12 protein-coding genes are annotated in these 19,758 nt (G+C 67.0%); 6 read left to right on the forward strand and 6 right to left on the reverse strand.

Annotated elements, in window-relative coordinates; all coding sequences use genetic code 11:
* Positions 1–89 precede the first annotated feature (89 nt).
* Positions 90–1,532, reverse strand: a complete 1,443-nt coding sequence (locus tag IEQ11_RS09595; protein ID WP_191823672.1) for an amino acid permease — start codon at positions 1,530–1,532, stop codon at positions 90–92.
* A 143-nt stretch (positions 1,533–1,675) separates the two neighbouring features.
* Between IEQ11_RS09595 and IEQ11_RS09600 the strand changes: the two genes are divergently transcribed.
* The 3 genes from IEQ11_RS09600 to IEQ11_RS09610 all read left to right on the forward strand — a co-directional run bounded on the left by IEQ11_RS09600 (position 1,676) and on the right by IEQ11_RS09610 (position 4,748).
* Positions 1,676–2,752 carry a hypothetical protein gene (locus IEQ11_RS09600; RefSeq protein WP_057921358.1) on the forward strand — a complete coding sequence of 359 codons (1,077 nt, stop codon included), beginning with the start codon at positions 1,676–1,678 and terminating at the stop codon, positions 2,750–2,752.
* Between the two features lie 60 nt (positions 2,753–2,812).
* Positions 2,813–3,118, forward strand: coding sequence for a hypothetical protein (locus IEQ11_RS09605; protein ID WP_036112661.1), 306 nt, complete (start codon positions 2,813–2,815; stop codon positions 3,116–3,118).
* A gap of 319 nt (positions 3,119–3,437) precedes the next feature.
* Entirely contained in the window at positions 3,438–4,748 is a 1,311-nt protein-coding gene (locus IEQ11_RS09610) for a glycerophosphodiester phosphodiesterase family protein (RefSeq protein WP_191823671.1), read from the forward strand.
* A gap of 968 nt (positions 4,749–5,716) precedes the next feature.
* Here the strand turns inward: IEQ11_RS09610 and IEQ11_RS09615 are convergent.
* The 5 genes from IEQ11_RS09615 to IEQ11_RS09635 form a co-directional block, all read right to left on the reverse strand.
* Positions 5,717–6,562 (reverse strand): NAD-dependent protein deacetylase, encoded by an 846-nt coding sequence (locus tag IEQ11_RS09615; protein WP_191823660.1) that lies wholly within the window; start codon positions 6,560–6,562, stop codon positions 5,717–5,719.
* A gap of 124 nt (positions 6,563–6,686) precedes the next feature.
* A complete protein-coding gene (locus tag IEQ11_RS09620) occupies positions 6,687–7,124 on the reverse strand; it encodes a hypothetical protein (RefSeq protein WP_191823659.1) in 438 nt (145 codons plus the stop codon).
* Positions 7,125–7,337: 213 nt separating this feature from the next.
* The gene (locus IEQ11_RS09625) at positions 7,338–10,679 is read right to left on the reverse strand and encodes a YadA family autotransporter adhesin (protein ID WP_191823658.1); all 3,342 of its coding nucleotides are present in this window, start codon (positions 10,677–10,679) and stop codon (positions 7,338–7,340) included.
* Positions 10,680–10,981: 302 nt separating this feature from the next.
* Positions 10,982–11,761: a response regulator transcription factor gene (locus IEQ11_RS09630; RefSeq protein WP_052756177.1), complete on the reverse strand. Its 780-nt coding sequence runs from the start codon at positions 11,759–11,761 to the stop codon at positions 10,982–10,984.
* Between the two features lie 277 nt (positions 11,762–12,038).
* On the reverse strand, positions 12,039–14,258 hold the full coding sequence (locus tag IEQ11_RS09635) for a M3 family metallopeptidase (RefSeq protein ID WP_191823657.1): 2,220 nt from the start codon (positions 14,256–14,258) through the stop codon (positions 12,039–12,041).
* A 248-nt stretch (positions 14,259–14,506) separates the two neighbouring features.
* Here IEQ11_RS09635 and IEQ11_RS09640 point away from each other — a divergent pair, with 248 nt between their 5' ends.
* From IEQ11_RS09640 to IEQ11_RS09650, 3 genes are all read left to right on the forward strand, one after another.
* Positions 14,507–14,890, forward strand: a complete 384-nt coding sequence (locus IEQ11_RS09640; RefSeq protein WP_191823656.1) for a VOC family protein — start codon at positions 14,507–14,509, stop codon at positions 14,888–14,890.
* 49 nt (positions 14,891–14,939) lie between these two features.
* Positions 14,940–17,006 carry an amidohydrolase family protein gene (locus IEQ11_RS09645; RefSeq protein ID WP_191823655.1) on the forward strand — a complete coding sequence of 689 codons (2,067 nt, stop codon included), beginning with the start codon at positions 14,940–14,942 and terminating at the stop codon, positions 17,004–17,006.
* Between the two features lie 378 nt (positions 17,007–17,384).
* Positions 17,385–19,682 (forward strand): TonB-dependent receptor, encoded by a 2,298-nt coding sequence (locus IEQ11_RS09650; RefSeq protein ID WP_191823654.1) that lies wholly within the window; start codon positions 17,385–17,387, stop codon positions 19,680–19,682.
* The last annotated feature ends 76 nt before the right edge of the window (positions 19,683–19,758 follow it).

Below are 19,758 nucleotides of genomic sequence, written 5' to 3' on the forward strand. Positions count from 1 at the left end.
CGGCGCAAGCCGCGACCGCGAATTCACGATAACGACGATCGCTTCACGAAGGCGACGACGGCCTCAGCGCCGCCACCGTCGCGTCGATCTCAGGTCTGCTGTTCCTGCGCCAGCTTGCTATGGCGAATGCCATACCCGAAATACACCAGCAGCCCCAGGCTCAGCCAGATCAGGAAGATCAGCCAGGTGATCGCGGCCAGCTCGGACAGCAGCCAGATCGAGAAGCCGATACCGATGATCGGGATCAGCGGCACCAGCGGGGTGCGGAAGGAACGGAACAGGTCCGGCTTGCGCACGCGCAGTACCCACACCGACGCGCAGATGATGATGAAGGCCGACAGCACGCCGATGTTGACCAGCTTGGCGACCTCGCCGATCGGCAGGAAGCCGGCGACCAGCGCGGTGAACACGCCCAGCACGATGGTCGGGCGGTGCGGAGTGCCGTACTTCGGATGGATCTTGGCGAACCAGCCCGGCAGCAGGCCGTCGCGCGACAGCGAGAACCAGATCCGCGCCGCGCCCAGCATGAAGGCGAACAACACGCTGGCGATGCCGATCACCGCCGAGAACGCGATCGCCTTGGCGATCCACGGCAGGCCGAGCGCGGCGAACGCGTCCGACACCGGCGCGTCGCCGCCGAGGGTGGAGTAGTGGGCGATGCCGGTCAGCACCAGCGACACCGCCAGGTACAGCACCATCGACACGCCCAGCGACAGCAGCACCGCGCGCGGCAGGTCGCGTTGCGGGTTCTTGGATTCCTCGGCCGCGGTGGTCAGGGTGTCGTAACCGAACACCGCGAAGAACACCACCGCCGCGGCGGTGCCGACGCCGGCGAAGCCGAAGTGGCCCACGCCGTTCGCGTCGATCACGCGCTCGGGAATGAACGGCGTCCAGTTGGCGGTGTTGATGTAGAACACGCCCACGCCGATCACCAGCAGCACGGCGAGGACCTTGATCGCCACGATCAGGGTGTTGAAGCGCGCGCCCCATTCGGTGCGGAACACCAGCAGCCCGGAGACCGCCAGGGTCACGCCGGCGGCGATCACGTTGAACACCCGGCCTTCGCCGGTGCCGATCGCGCCTTGCGCCCACACCGGCAGATGGATGCCGACGCCTTCGAGCAAGACCTGCACATAGCCCGACCAGCCGATCGCCACCACCGCGACGATCAATGCGTATTCCAGTAACAGGTCCCAGCCGATCAGCCAGGCCGCCAGTTCGCCCAGGGTCGCGTAGCTGTAGGTGTAGGCGCTGCCGGTGACCGGGATCATCCCGGCGAACTCGGCGTAGCACAGCGCCGCCGCGGCGCTGGCGATGCCGGCGATCAGGAACGCCAGCGCGACCGCCGGGCCGGCGTTCTCCGCGGCCTGCTGGCCGGCGAGCACGAACACGCCCACGCCGATGATGCCGCCGATGCCGATCGCGGTGAGCTGCCACAGCCCCAGCACGCGGCGGAAGTCCGAGCGCTTGCCGGCCTCCGCCTGCAATTGTTCAACCGATTTGTGCCGCAGGATCTTCGCGACCAGGCTCATCGAATGCTCTCCCCGAGTGACGCCGCATCATAGCCGCTGCCGGGCCGGACGGTGGCGCATGGTCCGCAGGTCGCGACGCTCACAGTTTCGAAGTCGGTTCGTTTTGTACCTCGCAAGTCCAATCAACATCACAGGAGCGAGTAATGAACGAAAAATGGAACCGATCTTTTTCCGAGCTGATCCGGCGCAGCCGCCCGGCCTATTGGGGCAATTGGGCGCTCAACGCGCAGGTCCAGCCCGGCGCGATCGGCATCGTCGACCCGCACTCGGGCGACTTCCGCCTGGTGGCCGAGACCTTGCCGAACCTCAAGGTCAAGCGTCTGCCGGTGTCCAACTCCTGGCAGCTGCTGTCGGAAAAGGTCTCGCGCACCGAGGCCAAGACCGACGTCAGCGGTGAAATCACCGATCCCGAGTCCGGCGTCAAGGGCGAGGCGGGCGTCGAGGTCAGCTGGTCGATGTCGCAGGAAGGCTCGATCGCGTCGGAGTTCTCGCTGCGCGAAGAGGCGTATCTGGAAGAGCTGACCCAGGTCGAGAAGAACCAGGCCTGGCTGGCCCAGCAGGCGGCCGGCGTGGGGTTCGGCGGCAACGGCGAGATCGCCCAGGGCTTCGGCGTGATCACCGGTGTGCTGTACGCCAACAGCGGACTCAACGTGGGTTCGCAGTCGAAGGACTCGGCGTTCGCGATCGCCGGCCGCGCCAGCGCGGTGCATGAAATGCTCGGCGGCGCGACCGCCAAGGGCTCGTTCACTTCGGTGCGCAAAGCCAAGAGCATCGACAAGCACCTGTGGCCGGATCACGCCAACACGGTGGCGTCGGGCCCGGTGCCGATCGCGTATACCTTCGCCTCGTTCGAAGGCAAGCTGCTGATCCCGAACTGGGTCAGCAAGATCGGCGGGTTCGAGATCTTCTTCAGCAACCAGCTCGGCAGCACCTACATCGTCGCGATCGAGCTGAGCTACAAGGTCGGCGACAAGACCCACAACGACTCGTTCGAAATCAGCGGCGGCCTGTCGCGCACGGTCGGCAACATTCCGTTGAACGCGACCGACATCAAGGTCAAGGCGCGTTTCAAGGGCGTGATCAACAGCGACACCTACGAACGCAGCTGGGCGCGTCCGCTGGGCCAGTGGCTGACCGGGCAGCGCCATATCGACATGTACGGCGTGTGGCCGGGCGCGACGCATTTCTCGGTGCGCGAAGAGCCGCAGAGCGGCGGCTGACACCACCTCAACCACGTAGTGCCCCGGCGCGCGACGCGCCGGGGCTGGGAGTCGACATTCATGCCGTACGAATACGTAACCAGTTTCAACCCGAAGAAGCTGCAGAAAATGCAGGACCCCGAGGCCACTCAAGCGGTGCTGCAGGAGATCGAGACCCTGGCCGGCCAGACCGCGCCGGTGGCGGGCGATCAGATCAATCAGTGGCTGGGCCTGCTCGCCCAGAGCGAGATCATGGCGCAGAAGTGGAAGGGCGGCGGCAACCTGATCGAGGTCTATCCCAGCGGCAAGAAGAACGAGGACCGGATCATGATGTCGGTGTCCAACGGCGTGGTGGACATCCAGGACGTCGGCATCAGCCGGCACTGACCGGTTCGGTCCGTATGCCGCACCGCGCGCGGATGCTGGGTAGCCGCGGCGCGTAAACCATAAGCAGGGCGATGCATCCTCAAGATCGCTCAGATCGGCTCCCCTCTTTGTAAAAGAGGGGTTGGGGGAGATTCGCTTTTCAAGCGCCGACACAGTTCCGATAACCCCCGGCTCATCGCGTGAGCCCGCATCGGAAACTCCACGGCGACAACGTCACCGGCGCATCCCGTCGATGCGCCGATTGTCATCCAACCCGGCCAAACTGGACGCGCGGCGCCGTCGCCGCGCGTCCTTCGCCTGTCCGAGTTAGGATTCCCGCATGCCGCTTTCCCATGCACCGCGCCGGGCCCTGGCCGCGTTGGCGCTGTTGACCGCCAGCCTGGCCGCCGTCGCCCTCGACCGGACCCCCGCCATGACCGACGCTCCGCCGTCCGCCGCCGCGCTCGGCCAGCACGGACTGATCGTGATCGCCCACCGCGGCGCCAGCGGCTATCGGCCTGAGCACACGCTGGAGGCCTACCGCCTGGCGATCCAGATGGGCGCCGACTTCATCGAACCCGACCTGGTCGCCACTCGCGACGGCGAACTGGTGGTGCGTCACGAGAACGAAATCTCCGGCACCACCGACGTCGCCGACCATCGCGAATTCGCCGCGCGCAAGACCACCAAGCTCATCGACGGCGAAACCCTGACCGGCTGGTTCACCGAGGACTTCACCCTCGCCGAACTCAAGACCCTGCGCGCCAAGGAACGCATCCCGCAGATCCGCCCGGGCAATACCCGCTTCGACGGGCAATTCCAGATCGCCACGTTCAAGGAAGTGATCGCGCTGGCGCGGCAGGAAAGCCGCAACGGCCGCACGATCGGCATCTACCCGGAAACCAAGCATCCGACCTGGTTCGCCAGCGAAGGCAAGCATCTTGACGGCACGCGGATCGGGATCTCGCTCGGCGAGAAACTGGTGGCGACGCTGGTCAGCGAAGGCTTCACCGATCCGCGGCGCGTGTACATCCAGAGTTTCGAAGTCGCCAACCTGATCGAACTCAAGCAGCGCATCCTGCCCAAGGCCGGCATCGACCTGCCGCTGGTGCAGTTGTACGGCGATTTCCAGCGCGACCGGCCCTACGACTTCGTCTACAACGCGCGCCGCCATGCCGATCTGAAGGCGATCTATGGCGGCCTGATCCAGGCGATCCCGGGCGGCGTCGACGACAAAACGCCGTTCGCGGCGCTGACCGAAGCCGATGCGCTGGCGTGGATGAAGCAGCACTACGTTTCGGGCCTGGGCCCGTCGACCGCCAGCCTGATGCCGCGCGCGCCGCTGCCGGCCAAGCGCGACGCCGACGGCGACGGCCGCGCGCTGCTGAGCACGCGCAACACCGGCTTCATCCATCCCGTGCTCGGCCGCGCGCTGGCGCTGGGATTGCAGGTGCATCCCTACACGGTGCGCGCCGAAGAGCCGTTCCTGACCCAGACCGCCAACGGCGTCGACCAGAGCGCGCTGGCGCAGGCTTTGCAGTTGTATGGTCTGGGCGTGCAGGGATTCTTTATCGACCAGCCCGATATCGGGGTTGAGGCGCGCAAATTATTTCTGCAGCAGAATCGGATCGTCGCACCGGCATCGCATTGATCGCGGCGTGATCGCCACGCCTTACCGAAAGTCGCGCTCGCCCCCTGTAGGAGCGGCGCAAGCCGCGACCGCGTACAGACACGTTCGCTGCGCTCGCTGGATGCGCGGTCGCGGCTCGCGCCGCTCCTACAGGGAGCCGATGTCGCTATCGCCGCGATGTGGCGTCCGGCGCGGACGAGAGTTGGCTGGGTATCGCATTGATCGCGGTGTGACCGTCACGCCTTAGCGAACGTCGCATATGCCCCCTGTAGGAGCGGCGCAAGCCGCGACCGCGTACTGACACGTTCGCGGCGCCTGCTGGATGCGCGGTCGCGGCTCACGCCGCTCCTACAGGGAGCTGATGTCGCTATCGTCGCGATGTGGCGTCCGGCGCGGACGAGAGTTGGCTGGGTATCGCATTGATCGCGGCGTGACCGTAACGCCTTAGCGAACGTCGCGCTCGCCCCCTGTAGGAGCGGCGCAAGCCGCGACCGCGTACTGACACGTTCGAGGCGCCTGCTGGATGCGCGGTCGCGGCTCACGCCGCTCCTACAGGGAGCCAATGTCGCTGTCGCCGCGATGTGGCGTCCAGCGCGGACGAGAGTTGGCTGGGCATCGCATTGATCGCGGCGTGACCGTCACGCCTTAGCGAACGTCGCATACGCCCCCTGTAGGAGCGGCGTAAGCCGCGACCGCGTACCCACACGTTCGCGGCGCCTGCTGGATGCGCGGTCGCGGCTCGCGCCGCTCCTACAGGGAGCCAGTGTCGCTGTCGCCGCGATGTGGCGTCCGGCGCGGACGAAAGTTGGCTGGACATCGCATTGATCGCAGCGTGATCGCCACGCCTTAGCGAAAGTCGCGCTCGCCCCCTGTAGGAGCGGCGCAAGCCGCGACCGCGTACCGACACGTTCGCTGCGCTCGCTGGATGCGCGGTCGCGGCTCGCGCCGCTCCTACAGTCGGCTGACGTGGCTCTGCCGCGATATGCGGCTCACCCCAACGCAGCCTGCAAGGTCGCGCCGCAATCGGCCTGCAGCTTCAAGGTGGCGATATCGTCGGCGCGGGTGACGCCGCGGTTGAGCAGGGCCAGCGGCAAACCGGCCTCGCGCGCGGCGCGGGCGAAGCGGAAGCCCGAGTAGACCATCAGCGAGGAGCCGACCACCAGCATCGCATCGGCCTGGGCCAAGGCCTGTTGCGCCGCGGCGACGCGCGCGCGCGGTACGTTTTCGCCGAAGAACACCACGTCGGGTTTGATCAGCCCGCCGCAGTGTTCGCACACCGGCGTGGAGAAGCGTTCGAACGCCAGGCCTTCCAGATCGGCGTCGCCGTCGGGCAGCGCGGCGGCGCCCAGGTCGCGCCAGTCGGGATTGCGCTGCGCCAGTTCGGCCTGCAAGGACTCGCGCGCGCGTCGCGCGCCGCAATCCAGGCAAACCACTTCGTCGAGCCGGCCGTGCAGGTCGACCACATCGCGGCTGCCGGCGCGCGCGTGCAGGCCGTCGACGTTCTGGGTCACCAGGGTGTGGGCGTCGTCGCGTTGCTGCCAGCGCGCCAGCGCGGTGTGTCCGGCATTGGGCCGCGCGCTGGCGAAGCCGGGCCAGCCGACGAAACTGCGCGCCCAGTAGCGGGCGCGGGCGCGCGCATCGCCGACGAAGGCGCGAAAGTCGATCGGCGGCTTGCGCTGCCAGGCACCGCTTTCGTCGCGGTAATGCGGAATGCCCGAATCGGTGCTGATGCCGGCGCCGGTCAGCACGAACACCCGCCGATGCGGACGCAGCCACTCGCGCAGCGCCTGCGCGGCGTCGGTGTCGATGGGTAAAGCGGATGCGTCGGTGTTCATGCGCGGGACGGCCGGATCGTGGCGGGGGGCTGTGTCCGAAATGGTGGCGTTCCCGACCAATCCAAGCCATCTGGACCTGGCGCGGCCTGGGACTCGGCCATTGCCGGTGGCCGCGCGCGGCCGCTTACAGGTCGAGCGGACGAATCAGCTTCACCGGTCCCAAGCGACTGCGTTCGTCTTCGCTGTCGTCGTCGCTGTGATCGAAGAACACGCTGCCGTAGTCGTCGCCGAGGAAGGCACGGCCTTCGATCCAGACGATGCACCAGCCGGGCGCCTGGCTCGGACCGTGGAGGGTTCCGTCGCAGACGGTCGAGCACTGCAGGGCGATCGACAGCTCGCGCGCCAGTTGCAGGCCCAATTCGTAGGCATCGCGGCCGGACATGTCGTGGATGTCGAGGCGGAACGGGAACTCGCTGGGGTTGGACCGCACCGTCAGGAATACGTCGGCGGCATCGTTCTCGCCCAGGCGCTCCCATGCGGGCTCGCCCCATTGCAGCCGCGCATCCGGCGCATGCCGCGCGAACGCGGCCTCGACCGCGGCGCGGTCCGCGGGCTTGGACAATCCGACGTACATCATGGGCTGAACATGGCGGTCGCGATGCCGTCGATCATAGCTCGGCGACACCGGGCGATAAAAAGGCCGCCCGGATCGCTCCGGGCGGCCTGGCGACCGCAAAGGGGTGTTCGCGGATCGCCGGGGGGAGGTCCCGCGCCGGGCGCGCACCAGGCGCGTGCCGGCGCTCACCGGTCCATATCGCTTACTGCACTACGTCGCTCACCACACCAGGCCCGCGCCTATCGTCACGCCGACATCGCCGCGCGAGTTGCTGTTGCCCGACAGCTTGTACACATAGCGGCCGTCCTCGGTGATGGTCGAGATGCCGATCGCGAAGCCGCTTTCGCCGCGGAACGAACTGGCCGCGATCGCCGCCATGCTCTTGCCGGGCATGTACGACTGCGGCAAGCCCGCGACCGCCATCGCCGACGCCACGCCGGCGCTGGCTTTATCGTCGAGCTGGCCGATCTCGCGACGCAGGGTGTTGCCCCAGTTGTCGGTGTACTGGTTGGAGGTGTTGATCGCCCGGTTCACGCCCTCGTTGAGCTGCTGCACGTTGACCGCGTCGGTGTTGGCGGTGCCGGCGCGGACGTTGCGGATGTTGACCGACGCGCCGCCGTTGTTGAGCGTGACCTGGGTGTTGTTGACGCTGCCGTCGACGTTGGTGTCGTAGCGCACGGTGCCCGACTGCGAGGCCTTGAGCTGGGCGACGTTGACCGCATCGTTGTCCTGCGCGCCAGCGGCGACGTTGACGATCTGCCGTTGCTGCCCGGCATTGCCGACCGAGACGGTGTTGGCGCGATCGGCGAGGGCGCCCTGGCCGAGCGCGACCGCGCCCGATGCGGTGACGCTGGCGCTTTCGCCGACCGCGACCGCGTTGGTCGCGCCGGCGGCGATGTTGCTGTTGGCGCCGACCGCGGTGCTGCCGTCGGCTTCGACCCGCGCATTGCCGCCGATCGCGGTGTCGTTGGCGCCGGCGGCGTAGCTGTCGCCGCCGATCGCGGTGGCGTGGCTGCCGCCGGCGTTGGCGCTGGCGCCGACCGCGACGCCGCGCGAGCCGGCCGCGACCGAGGCATTGCCGGTGCCGTCGATGGCGATGCGCGGATCGGCGGCGGGATTGCCCGGCGGCAGGTTGTCGATGCGGTTGTTGATGTTGGTCAAGCTGGCATCGACCGCGGCGAAGGCGGCGCCGACATTGCTGTAGTTGCCGCCCTGGACGGTGAAGCTCGGCGCGCCGAACACGCCGCCGTTGAACAGCGAACCGCCGCCGAAGATCGAGGCGACGGCCGCGCCGATATCGTGGATCTGGCCGCCGTTGACCGCCTGCAGGCTGCCGGCCGCTATCTGGCCGTTGGCGAGATTATCGAGCGTGGTGCCGGTGCCGGCCGGCCCGCGCAGGGTGATCGCGCCGTAGTCGGGATTGCCGGTGCCGTCGTCGTCGTACTGCACGGCGAAGGCGTTTCCGGCGTTGATGTTGCCGTCCAGCGCGCTCAATGCCGAACCCACGTCGTTGTAGGTGTTGCCGCCGATCAGATAATTCGGCGCGGTGAAGCTGCCGCCGGCGTTGAACACCGAGCCGCCGCCGAACAGGTTGGCGATCGAGGTGCCCAGGCCGAATATCTGCCCGCCGTTGACGCCCTGCAGACTGCCGGCGGCGATCTGGCCGGCGGCGAGGTTGTCGAGCACGGTGCCGGTGCCGGCCGGGCCGGCGAGGGTGATGTTGCCGTAGTCGGGATTGCCGGTGCCGTCGTCGTCGTAGCGCACGGCGAAGGCGTTGGCGCCGCTGACGCCGCCGTCGAGCGCGGCCAGCGCGGCGCCGACGTTGTTATAGCCGGTGCCGTCGATGATGTAGTTCGGCGCGGTGAAGGTACCGCCGGCGTTGAACGCCGCGCCGCCGCCGAACACCGCCGCGGTGGCGCTGCCGACCGCGAAGATCTGCCCGCCGTTGACCGCTTCCAGGCTGCCGGCCGCGATCTGGCCGGCGGCGAGGTTGCCGATCAAGGTGCCGGTGCCGGCCGGGCCGCGCAGGGTGATCGCGCCGTAGTTCGGATTGCCGGCGCCGTCGTCGTTGTACTGCACCGCGAACGCGTCCGCCGTGGCCAGGCCGGTGTTGATCGCCGCCAGCGCGGAACCCACGTTGTTGTAGCCGTTGCCGTCGATGACGTAGTTCGGCGCGGTCACGGTGCCGTCCGCGGCGACGCCCGCGCCGCCGCCGAGGCGCTGCGCGTTGGACTGGCTGATCGTGAACACCTGGGCGCCGTTGATCGCCTGGGTGCTGCCGGCGTTGACCAGGCCGGCGCGCACGTTCGAAATCGTCGTGCCGCCCGCGCCTTGCAGGGTGACGTTGGCGAAGTCCGGGGTACCGCCGAGGTCGTCGTACTTGACCGCGAACGGATCGGCCGCCGCGGTCGACAACGCGCCCTGCAACTGGGCCAGATTGACCGCGTCGGTGCCGTTGCTGCCGGCGGCGACGTTGGTGAGCTTGCGGGTCGCGCCGGCCGCGCCGATCGAGACTTCGCCCGAGGACGTCTGCGGCGCGACCAGGCCGAACGCGGTGTAGCCGGTCTGCGCGCCGACCGCCGTGCTCGAACCGGCGCCGAGCGCGACGCTGTTGGCGTGGGTGGAGGTCGCGCCGAAGCCGAGGATGGTCTGGCGATTGGCGTTGCCGAAGCTGTTGTCGCCGATCACCACCGAATTGCCCAGGCGCGCGGCGTAGTTGGTGTCGGGACCGCCGGTGAAGCCGGCCGCGGCCGCGGTGATGGTGGGCAGTTGATGGCGCGCGTTGGTGCCCATCACGATGGTGTTGGAGCCGTTGGCGTAGCTGCCGTCGCCGATGATGGTCTGGTTGTTCTGCGCGGCGTTGGTGCGCCAGGTGCAGGCCAGGCCGATGATCACGCACGAGGCGCTGTTGTTGTTGCCGGTGTAGTTGCTGTCCTGGAACTGGATGTAGCTGTCGGACTGCACCGCGCCGATCAGGGTCAGATGATTGGCCGGCTGGTTGCCGTCCAGGTCGAGCACGTTCGGCGCCTGCACCAGGTTGAGGATCAGCGACAGATACGAGTAATTGAAGTTCGCCCGGTCGATGGTCAGGCAGCCGCTGCCGAGCAGGCCGCAGGCTTGATAGTCGTTGCCCAGCAGCCAGTTGCTCAGATAGGCGCTGATGCCGGGCAGGGTGTTGTTCAACGCCGGCGGCGGTTCGATCACGCTCATCGGCGAGACCATGCCGCCGTCGTCGAATGCGCTGGCCGAACTCCAGGTGGAGCGGTTCGGCATGCCGTCGAAGACCAAGGGCAGCAGCGGCGCTTCGCTGTCGAGGACCGCGTCGCTGGTGCTCGCTTCGGACGTGGCCGCGTCGTCGGCCGCGATCTTGGACGCGGAGGTTTCGACCTCGGCCTTGACCGCGGATTCGGGTTCGGCCGCGCTCGCGGCGATGGGCAACAACCCCATCAGTCCCACGGCGATGCATCCGCTCAACAGACAGATGCGCATGTGTCGCGCGCGTTCCGGCGCCGGGTAGGCGAGGGGCGTTTGCTTGCCGTGGTTCGGGTTGCGTCTGGTCATGACAGCCTCCGTCATTCGATTGCGGTAGGCCGATCGACATCCGGGGCGGAACGGGTGGTGGTCGAAGCGGTGCAAGCGTGCCGTGAGGCCGCGATGATGTTCCCCTTTCCCCCTGATGCCGTGACTGCCGTGTTCGCTGGCACGGTCGGTACGTCGGCGAATTCAGGCTAGGCGCGGCTCGGGGTGCAACACACTCACCTCCGCTCACGCTTCAGCTTGATGCTCAGACAACGAAAAACGGCGGCCGTAATGGCCGCCGTTCCGCGTTGCGCGCGTCGCGATCGACGCGATGCGATGTCAACTCAGTTGTTCGATCTCACGATCGTGCACAGATAGCCCATGCCGCGCACCGCGCGCAGCGGCAACGGCAACGGGCTCATCAACGCGACCTTCTTGCGCAGGCGATAGATCAGCATTTCCAGCCGGTGCGGATCGAAGTCGTAGACGTCGCTGGTCAGCGAACCGATCAGGCTGTCGTGCGAAACCGGATGCCCGCCCGCGCCGGTGTTGACCAGTCGCAGCAGCACGTTGCGTTCGGGCGCGCTCAGGTCGATCGACGCGCCCTCGGGCGTGCGCAGGGTCCAGCCGTCCAGCGCCAGTTCCCATTCGGGTTGGCCGGCGCCGGCGCGCGCCGGCATCGCGCGCATGTGGTGCTGCAGGCTGTGCATGGCGGTGACGACGGCGGCGAGTCCGTCCAGGTCGACCGGCTTGGCGAAACAGGCGTCGGCGATCTCGTGGTACGAATCGGCTTCGCCATGGCAGCCGGCTTCGGCGTCGAGCACGATGATGCCGATGTCGGAGTGCTGGCGCAGATGCAGCGCGACCGAGCGCGGGTTGTCGTCGGGCAGGTCGCTGGCGATCACCGCGATGTCGCACGGCGCGGTCAGCAGGTTTCGGTACAGCGCGGTCGCGTTGGCGCATTCGACGATCGCGAACTGGCGCGTCTGCAGCGAATGCAGGATCTGCTGGCGAAGGTCGGGATCGCGCTCGACCACGGCGATGCGCCGGGCGTTGCGGTTATCGGCGCCGGCGGCGCCTGAACTGGTGGAACTGCTGGCCTGAAACGCGCTGATTGCGGCCATCCTGGTGTCCCCTGTTTTGATCGAACTACCAACTGTTTCTTATGTAGAAACAGTGCCGGTCGATGTCCAATATCAGGTTACGGGCTCCCTCGAAATCTAATGTGACATAGATCGGGGTTTATACAAAGTATTGAATTAATGAGGAAATGAGTCCTCATATTTAGATCGAGATAACAGATTTTATGTGCCTTGTTGAGCCCTGAAACGCAGAAAAGGCCGCCCACCGGACAGGTGGACGGCCTTTGGGGTTATTACCGTCGCAGCGGGGCTGAACTATTTACTCTTTCGAGCCCTTGGCCGGAGCGACCGGGGCGGTCAGGCCGCGGCGTTCGAGCAGCGGCTGGATCTGCGGATCGTGGCCGGAGAAGTCGCGGAACAGCTGCAGCGCATCCTTGCTGCCGCCGCGCGAGAGCAAGGTGGCGCGGAAGCGGTCGCCGTTTTCGCGGGTCAGGCCGCCGTGCTGCTTGATCCACTCCACGGTGTTGGCGTCGAGCACCTCGGACCAGATATAGGCGTAATAACCGGCCGCGTAGCCGCCCATGATGTGGCTGAAGTACGGGGTGCGGTAACGCGGCGGGACCGGCGGGTAGAAAATGCCGTCTTTCTTCAGCGAGGCGGTTTCGAACGCCATCACGTCCTTGGGCGCCGGGACCTTGGAGGCGTCGCCGATCTGGTGGTAGTTCTGGTCCAGCATCGCCGCGCCGAGGTATTCGGTGGTGGTGAAGCCCTGGTTGAACTTGGACGCGGCCAGGACCTTGTCCAGCAGTTCCTTCGGCATCGCCTCGCCGGTCTGGTAGTGCTTGGCGTAGTTGGCCAGCACCGACGGCCAGTCGGCCCACATCTCGTTGACCTGCGAGGGGAACTCGACGAAGTCGCGCGGCACGCTGGTGCCGGAGAAGTAGGGGTACTTCACGTTAGAGAACATGCCGTGCAGGGCATGGCCGAACTCATGGAACATGGTGGTGACCTCGTCCCAGGTCATCAGCGTCGGCTTGCCGGCCGGCGGCTTGGGGATGTTGAGGTGGTTGGCCACGACCGGCAGCGTGCCGAACAGTTCGGACTGGTCGACGTAGGAGTTCATCCACGCGCCGCCGCGCTTGGAATCGCGCGCGTACATGTCGGCGATGAAGATCGCCAGCTGCTTGCCGTTGGCGTCGAACACGTCGTAGGCGGTGACGTCGTCGCGGTACAGCGGCAGGTCGGTGCGCTGCTTGAACTTCAGGCCGTACAGCTGGCCGGCGGCGTAGAACACGCCGTTCTCGAGCACGTTCTTCATTTCGAAGTAGGGCTTGAGCTGCGCCTCGTCGAACGCGAACTTTTCCTTGCGCACCTTCTCGGCGTAGAACGCCCAGTCCCACGGCTCGAGCTGGAAGCTCTTCTCGCCCTTGGCGGCCTGTTCCTTGTCGATCATCGCCTGCAGGTCGGCCGCTTCGCGCTTGGCGTTGGCGACCGCGGCCGGGGCGAGCTGGCCGAGCATGTTGTTGACTGCTTCGGGGGTCTTGGCGGTTTCGTCGTCGAGCACGAACGCGGCGTAGTTCGGGAAGCCCATCATCTTGGCGCGCTCGGCGCGCAGGGCGACGACCTTGGACACGATCGCGGTGTTGTCGTAGGCGTTGCCGCGGCTGCCGCGCGCGACCGAGGTCTTGTGCAGCTTCTCGCGCAGGGCGCGGTTGGTCAGGTCGGTTTCCGGCGGCTGGCCGGTGGTGTTGAGCAGGGTCAGCAGGTACTTGCCTTCGAGCTTGCGCGCCTTGGCCGCTTCGGCCGCGGCGGCGATGCGCTCGTCGGACAGGCCGGCCAGCTCTTCCTTGGTGTCGACCACGATCGCCGAATCCTTGACCTCGGCGAGCACGTTCTTGCTGAACTTCGCGCCCAGTTCGGCCAGTTCGGAGTTGATCGCCTTGACCCGGGTCTTCTGCGCTTCGGTCAGGTTGGCGCCGGCGCGGACGAAGTCGGCGTGGTAGCGCTCGATCAGGCGCACGCCCTCGGCGTCCAGGCCCAGCGTGTCGCGCTTTTCGTACAGCGCCTTGATCCGCGCGAACAGCTTCGGGTTCAGCGAGATCGCATCGCGGTGCGCCGACAGCTTGGGCGCGTATTCCTGCTGCAGGTTCTCGCGGGTCGGGTTGGTGTCGGTGCCGGTCAGGTTGAAGAAGGTCGACACCGAACGGCTGAGGATCTGGCCCGAACGCTCCATCGCGACGATGGTGTTGTCGAAGGTCGGCGCCTCGGGGTTGTTGGCGATCGCGTCGATTTCCTTGATCTGGTCGGCCATGCCGCGATCGAAGGCCGGGGCGAAGTCGCTGTCCTTGATCTTGTCGAACTGCGGGAACTGCAGCGGCAGCGGGCTTTGCTGGAAGAACGGGTTCGAAGTCGATGGGGCGTTGGTCACGGCTTTATCGGTCTTGGCGGCTTGGGGAGCCTGGGCCTGGGCATTGTGGGCCAGGCCGGGAACGGTGGCGATCAGGGCCACGGCCAGCGCCAGCGCGAGCGGATGCTTCATCGGTACGAACCTCGTCAAAAGGAATCCCGAAGCCTACCCGATGGGGCCGTGGCCAGCCCATGACGAAAGGCATGGGACGGCGAAGCCGGGTTTGGCGAGGACGCGCGGCCCGATGCTGGGCGGATATGCGCGGACCGGGGCATGACCATTCACCCACGGATACGCCGCCGCGAGCGGTTTACACTCCGGCGACCTTCACCCGGGGAGCGGGCGATGCGAATCCTTCACCGCCGATCCGCGAAGCGCTCATGACCACGCCGGTCGCGCGCGCCTTCGTGCCGATGCTGCACGTCGCCAGCCTGCCGCGGGCGATCGCGTTCTACGCGGCGCTGGATTTCCACGCGACCGAGCTGCACCAGCAGCCCGATCTAGACGACCCGACCTGGGCCTGGATGCAAAGCCCCGGCGGCGCCGAATTCATGCTGGTCCAGGCCGGCGCGCCGATCGACGACGGCGTCCAGGGCGTGCTGTTCTACGTCTATTGCGACGACGTGGTGGCGATGCGCGAGCGCGTGCTCGCCGCCGGCCTGGCCGCCGGCGAACTGACCTATCCGTTCTACCGTCCCAACGGCGAATTCCGCCTCAGCGATCCGGACGGTTACGTCCTGATGGTCACACACGCCGGCGATTGACCGTCCCCTTTCACACCCGTTCCTTTATCCGACACCGGAGCCGCACCCGATGAAATCCCCGCGTCCGCAGTCCGTTACCCGTTTCGCGCTCGCGCTGTGCCTGGTTCCCGGCCTGTCGGTGGCCTTCGCCGCGACCGCGCTGGCGGCGCAGACCACGCGTTACCTGGCCCTGGTCGACGGCGGCAAGCAGGCCGGCCAGCAGGTCGTGACCCGCGCCGACGACGGCACCACCACGGTCGAGTTCGTGTTCAAGGACAACGGCCGCGGGCCCGAGCTCAAGGAAAGCTACACCCTGGCCGACGACGGCACCTACCGCACCTACGCGGTGCAGGGCACCTCGACCTTCGGCGCCAAGGTCGACGAAAGCTTCCAGCGCAACGGCGATCAGGTCAGCTGGAAATCCAAGTCCGACGCCGGCCAGGAGACAGTGCCGGGCGTCGGTCTGTACGCGCCGCTTGGGGGCACCCCGGCCGGGATCTCGGTCGCGCTCGGCGCGTTGGCCAAGCACAACGGCAAGCTGCCGTTGCTGCCCAACGGCACCTTGAGCTCGAGCAAGCTCGGCCAAGCGCAGGTGCAGCGCGACGGCAAGACCCAGACCGTGCAGCTGCTGGCGCTGACCGGGCAGGGCTTCACCCCGAATTTCGTCTGGGCCACCAACGACGCGCAGCCGCGCCTGTTCGCCTTGATCTATCCGGGCTATCTGCAGTTGATCGAGGAAGGCTGGCAGGCCAACGCCGCGGCCCTGGAAACCCAGCAGAAAGCCGCCGAAGGCAAGCTGCTGGTCGACCTGCGCAAGAAGCTCGGCCATCGTTTCGCCGGCACCACGGTGTTGCGCGACGTGCGCGTGTTCGACAGCGAACACGCCACCCTCGGCGCGGCCACCGACGTGGTGATCGCCGACGGCAAGATCGTTTCGGTCGGCAAGGCCGATCCCAAGCTCAAGGCCGATCGCGTCGTCGACGGCGGCGGCAAGGTGCTGATGCCGGGCCTGTTCGACATGCACGGGCATGTCTCGCGCTGGGACGGCGGCCTCAACATCGCCGCGGGCGTCACCACCGTGCGCGACATGGGCAACGACAACGCGACCTTGCAGCAGATGATCGGCGAGATCGAAGACGGCACGCTGATGTCGCCGGGCGTGGTGCCGGCCGGTTTCATCGAAGGCGAAAGCCAGTACTCGGCGCGCAACGGCTTCGTGATCAAGAACCTCGACGAAGCCAAGAAGGCGGTCGACTGGTATTCCGAACACGGGTACCCGCAGATCAAGATCTACAACTCGTTCCCGAAGGCGGTGCTGGGCGACACCGTCGCCTACGCGCACAGCAAGGGCATGCGGGTGAGCGGCCACGTGCCGGCGTTCCTGCGCGCGCAGGACGTGGTCGATCAGGGTTTCGACGAGATCCAGCACATCAATCAGCTGATGCTGAATTTCTTCGTCGACGACAAGACCGATACGCGCACCTTGCAGCGGTTTTACCTGGTCGCCGACAAGACCGCCGACCTGGATTTCGATTCCAAGCCGGTGCAGGACTTCATCGCGACCCTGGCCAAGAAGCAGATCGCGATCGATCCGACCCTGGCGACGTTCGAGTTCCTGCACCAGCGCGACGGCGAGTTGTCGCCGATCGTGGCCGGCATCGAGGACCATCTGCCGCCGGACGTGCAGCGCGGCCGGCGTTCGGCCGAGATGAACATCCCCGACGACGCCACCGCGGCGCGTTACACCAAGTCCTACGACAAGCTGGTCGAATTCGTCGGCCGCGCCTACAAGGCCGGCGTGCCGCTGCTGGCCGGCACCGACGAAGTCCCGGGTTTCACCCTGCAGCACGAACTGGCCTTGTACGTACGCGCCGGCCTGACCCCGGCGCAGGCCTTGCAGGTCGCGACCTGGAACGCGGCGAAGGTCGCGCGCGTGCTCGACAACCGCGGCTCGGTGACGGTCGGCAAGCGCTCGGACCTGATCCTGATCGACGGCGACCCGACCAAGGACATCGGCGACATCCGCAAGGTCTCGCTGGTGCTGCGCGGCGACACCGCGTACTACCCGAGCGAGGTGCATGAGGCGCTCGGGGTGAAGCCGTTTGCTGCGGCGGCGAAGGTGACGGTCGCCAAGTAAGCGATGCAAAAGCCCCTCTCCCGCTTGCGGGAGAGGGGTTGGGGTGAGGGAACAATTGAGTCGCGGTGCAATTCGGCCGGACCGCGTGCCCTCACCCCGGCCCTCTCCCGCAAGCGGGAGAGGGAGAGGGCGGTGCCAGTGATGGAGGGCCGGGGCGATAGTTAGCGCCACCGCCCATTCGAGCACCGACTCTTTAATGATTTGGTAACATTCGCCGGTCAATGAGCCGACCACGGCGCGGGCAGCTCCGCGCCAGAACCGCCAAGGGGCGGTCCGATCGCCCATCGCCGTCAGCCCATGCCCGAGGGGAGCATGACGCCGCGGCGGTTTCCCAAGCACTGGCGCCCCACGCGCCGCGTCCACCGAGAAACCCCGACCATGTCCCAGCACGCCCGTGCTCCCCGTCGTCTTGCCCCGCGCAGCCACGCTCTCGCGCTCGCCATCGGCCTGACCCTCGTTTCCACCGCTGTGTTTGCCCAGGACGCCGCGCCCGCCGCGCCCGCCGAAGGCGACGCCAAGACCCTCGACGCGCTGATGGTGACCGCGCAGCGCAAGGTCGAACGCGCCAAGGACGTGCCGGTCGCGCTCACCACCGTCGATCGCGAGAAGCTGCACGTGCTCGGCTCCGGCGGCGGCGATATCCGCTTCCTGTCCGGCCGCCTGCCGAGCCTCAACATCGAGTCCTCGTTCGGCCGCGCCTTCCCGCGCTTCTACATCCGCGGCCTGGGCAACACCGATTTCGACTTGAACGCCTCGCAGCCGGTGTCGCTGGTGTACGACGACATCGTGCTCGAGAACCCGCTGCTCAAGGGCTTCCCGGTGTTCGACCTGGAAAATGTCGAACTGCTGCGCGGCCCGCAGGGCACGCTGTTCGGCCGCAACACGCCGGCCGGCGTGGTCAAGTTCGAATCGGCCAAGCCGACCCGCGAACTGGAAGGCTACGGCCAGATTTCCTACGGCACCTACGGCACCACCAACTTCGAAGGCGCGGTCAGCGGCCCGCTCGGCCCGAACTGGTCGGCGCGCGCTTCGGCGATGTACCAGCGCCGCGACGACTGGGTCGACAACACCAACCCGAACGCGCGCACCAACCCCAAGCTCGAAGGCTATGACGAGTCGGCCGCGCGCCTGCAACTGCAGTACGACGGCAGCGACACCTTCCACGCCTTGTTCAACGTGCACGCGCGCCATCTCAACGGCACCGCGCGCCTGTTCCGGGCGATGCTGTTCAAAAAGGGCACGAATGATCTGGTCGACGGCTTCGACGTCGACAAGGTCGGCATCGACGGACGCAACTTCCAGAAGCTCGACACCTGGGGCGCGAGCGCGCGCCTGAGCTGGGACCTGTCGAACGATCTGACCCTGTACTCGATCACCGGTTACGAAACCGCCGATTCGCTCAGCCGCGGCGACATCGACGGCGGCGTCGGCGCGGTGTTCCTGCCCGGCGGCAGCACCCCGGCCGGCATTCCGTTCACCGCCGAATCGGCCGACGGTCTGCCCGACCATCGCCAGATCACCCAGGAATTCCGCCTGGAATCGAACTACAGCGGCCCGTTGAACTGGCAGGCCGGCCTGTTCTATTTCGACGAAGACATCACCGTCGACAGCTTGAACTACGACACCCTGGCCGGCGGCGTGCAGGCCGGTCACGCCCAGCAGAAGCAGCGCAACAAGGCCTGGGCGGCGTTCGGTTCGCTCGAGTACGCGGTCACCGACCGCTTCAAGCTGCGCGGCGGCCTGCGCTACACCCAGGACAAGAAGGACTTCAGCGCCAGCGTGCTGCAGAGCGCGCCGTTCGGCGCGCCGGTGTCGGGCCCGTTCAAGGTCAACACCGATGTCGACGACGTCAGCTGGGATATCAGCGGCGTGTTCCAGGCCACCGACGATATCAACCTGTACGCCCGCGTCGCCAAGGGCTTCCGCGCGCCCAGCATCCAGGGCCGTTTGCTGTTCCAGGTGCCGCCGCAGCCGTCGGTCGCCGACGCCGAGAAGGTGATCTCGTACGAAGCCGGCCTCAAGGCCGACCTGTGGGACAAGCGCGCGCGCCTGGGCTTCGCGTTGTTCCGCTACAACGTCGACAACCAGCAGCTCAACGCGGTCGGCGGCGCGCTCAACCAGACCATCCTGGTCAACGCCGACAAGACCGTAGGCCAGGGCTTCGAAGTCGATCTCGACGCCTACCTGACCGACAACCTGATGGTCACCTTCGGCGCCAGCTACAACGACACCGAAATCAAGGACGCCAATCTGTTCGTCGCGCCCTGCGGCGGCGGCTGCACCGTGACCGACCCGACCGTGGTCCGCAACGGCGTGACCCTGGCGGCGATCGACGGCAACCCGTTGCCGCAGGCGCCGAAGTGGGTCTACAACGTGACCGCGCGCTACACCCTGCCGCTGGCCAACGGCAACGAGTTCTACGTCTACACCGACTGGGCCTACCGCAGCGGCGTCAACTTCTTCCTGTACGAGTCGAAGGAATTCCGCGGCAAGCCGCTGCTCGAAGGCGGCCTGCGCGTGGGTTACAGCTGGGACAACGGCCGCTACGACGTGGCCTTGTACGGCCGCAACATCCTCGACGAAGTGCGCGCGGTCGGCGGCATCGACTTCAACAACCTGGTCGGCTTCGTCAACGACCCGCGCATCGTGGGCGCGGAGTTCAAGGCGTCGTTCTGATTTGCGAGTGGGTTGCGATTTGACGGACGGCCCGCCTTGTGCGGGCCGTTTGTTTTTTCGGGATTGGGGATTGGGG

Origin of the sequence: Lysobacter capsici, from assembly GCF_014779555.2 — a bacterium.
Taxonomy (GTDB): Bacteria; Pseudomonadota; Gammaproteobacteria; order Xanthomonadales; family Xanthomonadaceae; genus Lysobacter; species Lysobacter capsici.

What these genes read in the sequence shown, in the direction of transcription:
- IEQ11_RS09635 (WP_191823657.1), bottom strand. Translation starts at nt 14,258, where the DNA reads ATGAAGCATCCGCTCGCGCTGGCGCTGGCCGTGGCCCTGATCGCCACC.
- IEQ11_RS09595 (WP_191823672.1), bottom strand. Translation starts at nt 1,532, where the DNA reads ATGAGCCTGGTCGCGAAGATCCTGCGGCACAAATCGGTTGAACAATTG.
- IEQ11_RS09625 (WP_191823658.1), bottom strand. Translation starts at nt 10,679, where the DNA reads ATGACCAGACGCAACCCGAACCACGGCAAGCAAACGCCCCTCGCCTAC.
- IEQ11_RS09600 (WP_057921358.1), top strand. Translation starts at nt 1,676, where the DNA reads ATGAACGAAAAATGGAACCGATCTTTTTCCGAGCTGATCCGGCGCAGC.
- IEQ11_RS09615 (WP_191823660.1), bottom strand. Translation starts at nt 6,562, where the DNA reads ATGAACACCGACGCATCCGCTTTACCCATCGACACCGACGCCGCGCAG.
- IEQ11_RS09650 (WP_191823654.1), top strand. Translation starts at nt 17,385, where the DNA reads ATGTCCCAGCACGCCCGTGCTCCCCGTCGTCTTGCCCCGCGCAGCCAC.
- IEQ11_RS09640 (WP_191823656.1), top strand. Translation starts at nt 14,507, where the DNA reads ATGACCACGCCGGTCGCGCGCGCCTTCGTGCCGATGCTGCACGTCGCC.
- IEQ11_RS09645 (WP_191823655.1), top strand. Translation starts at nt 14,940, where the DNA reads ATGAAATCCCCGCGTCCGCAGTCCGTTACCCGTTTCGCGCTCGCGCTG.
- IEQ11_RS09630 (WP_052756177.1), bottom strand. Translation starts at nt 11,761, where the DNA reads ATGGCCGCAATCAGCGCGTTTCAGGCCAGCAGTTCCACCAGTTCAGGC.
- IEQ11_RS09605 (WP_036112661.1), top strand. Translation starts at nt 2,813, where the DNA reads ATGCCGTACGAATACGTAACCAGTTTCAACCCGAAGAAGCTGCAGAAA.
- IEQ11_RS09610 (WP_191823671.1), top strand. Translation starts at nt 3,438, where the DNA reads ATGCCGCTTTCCCATGCACCGCGCCGGGCCCTGGCCGCGTTGGCGCTG.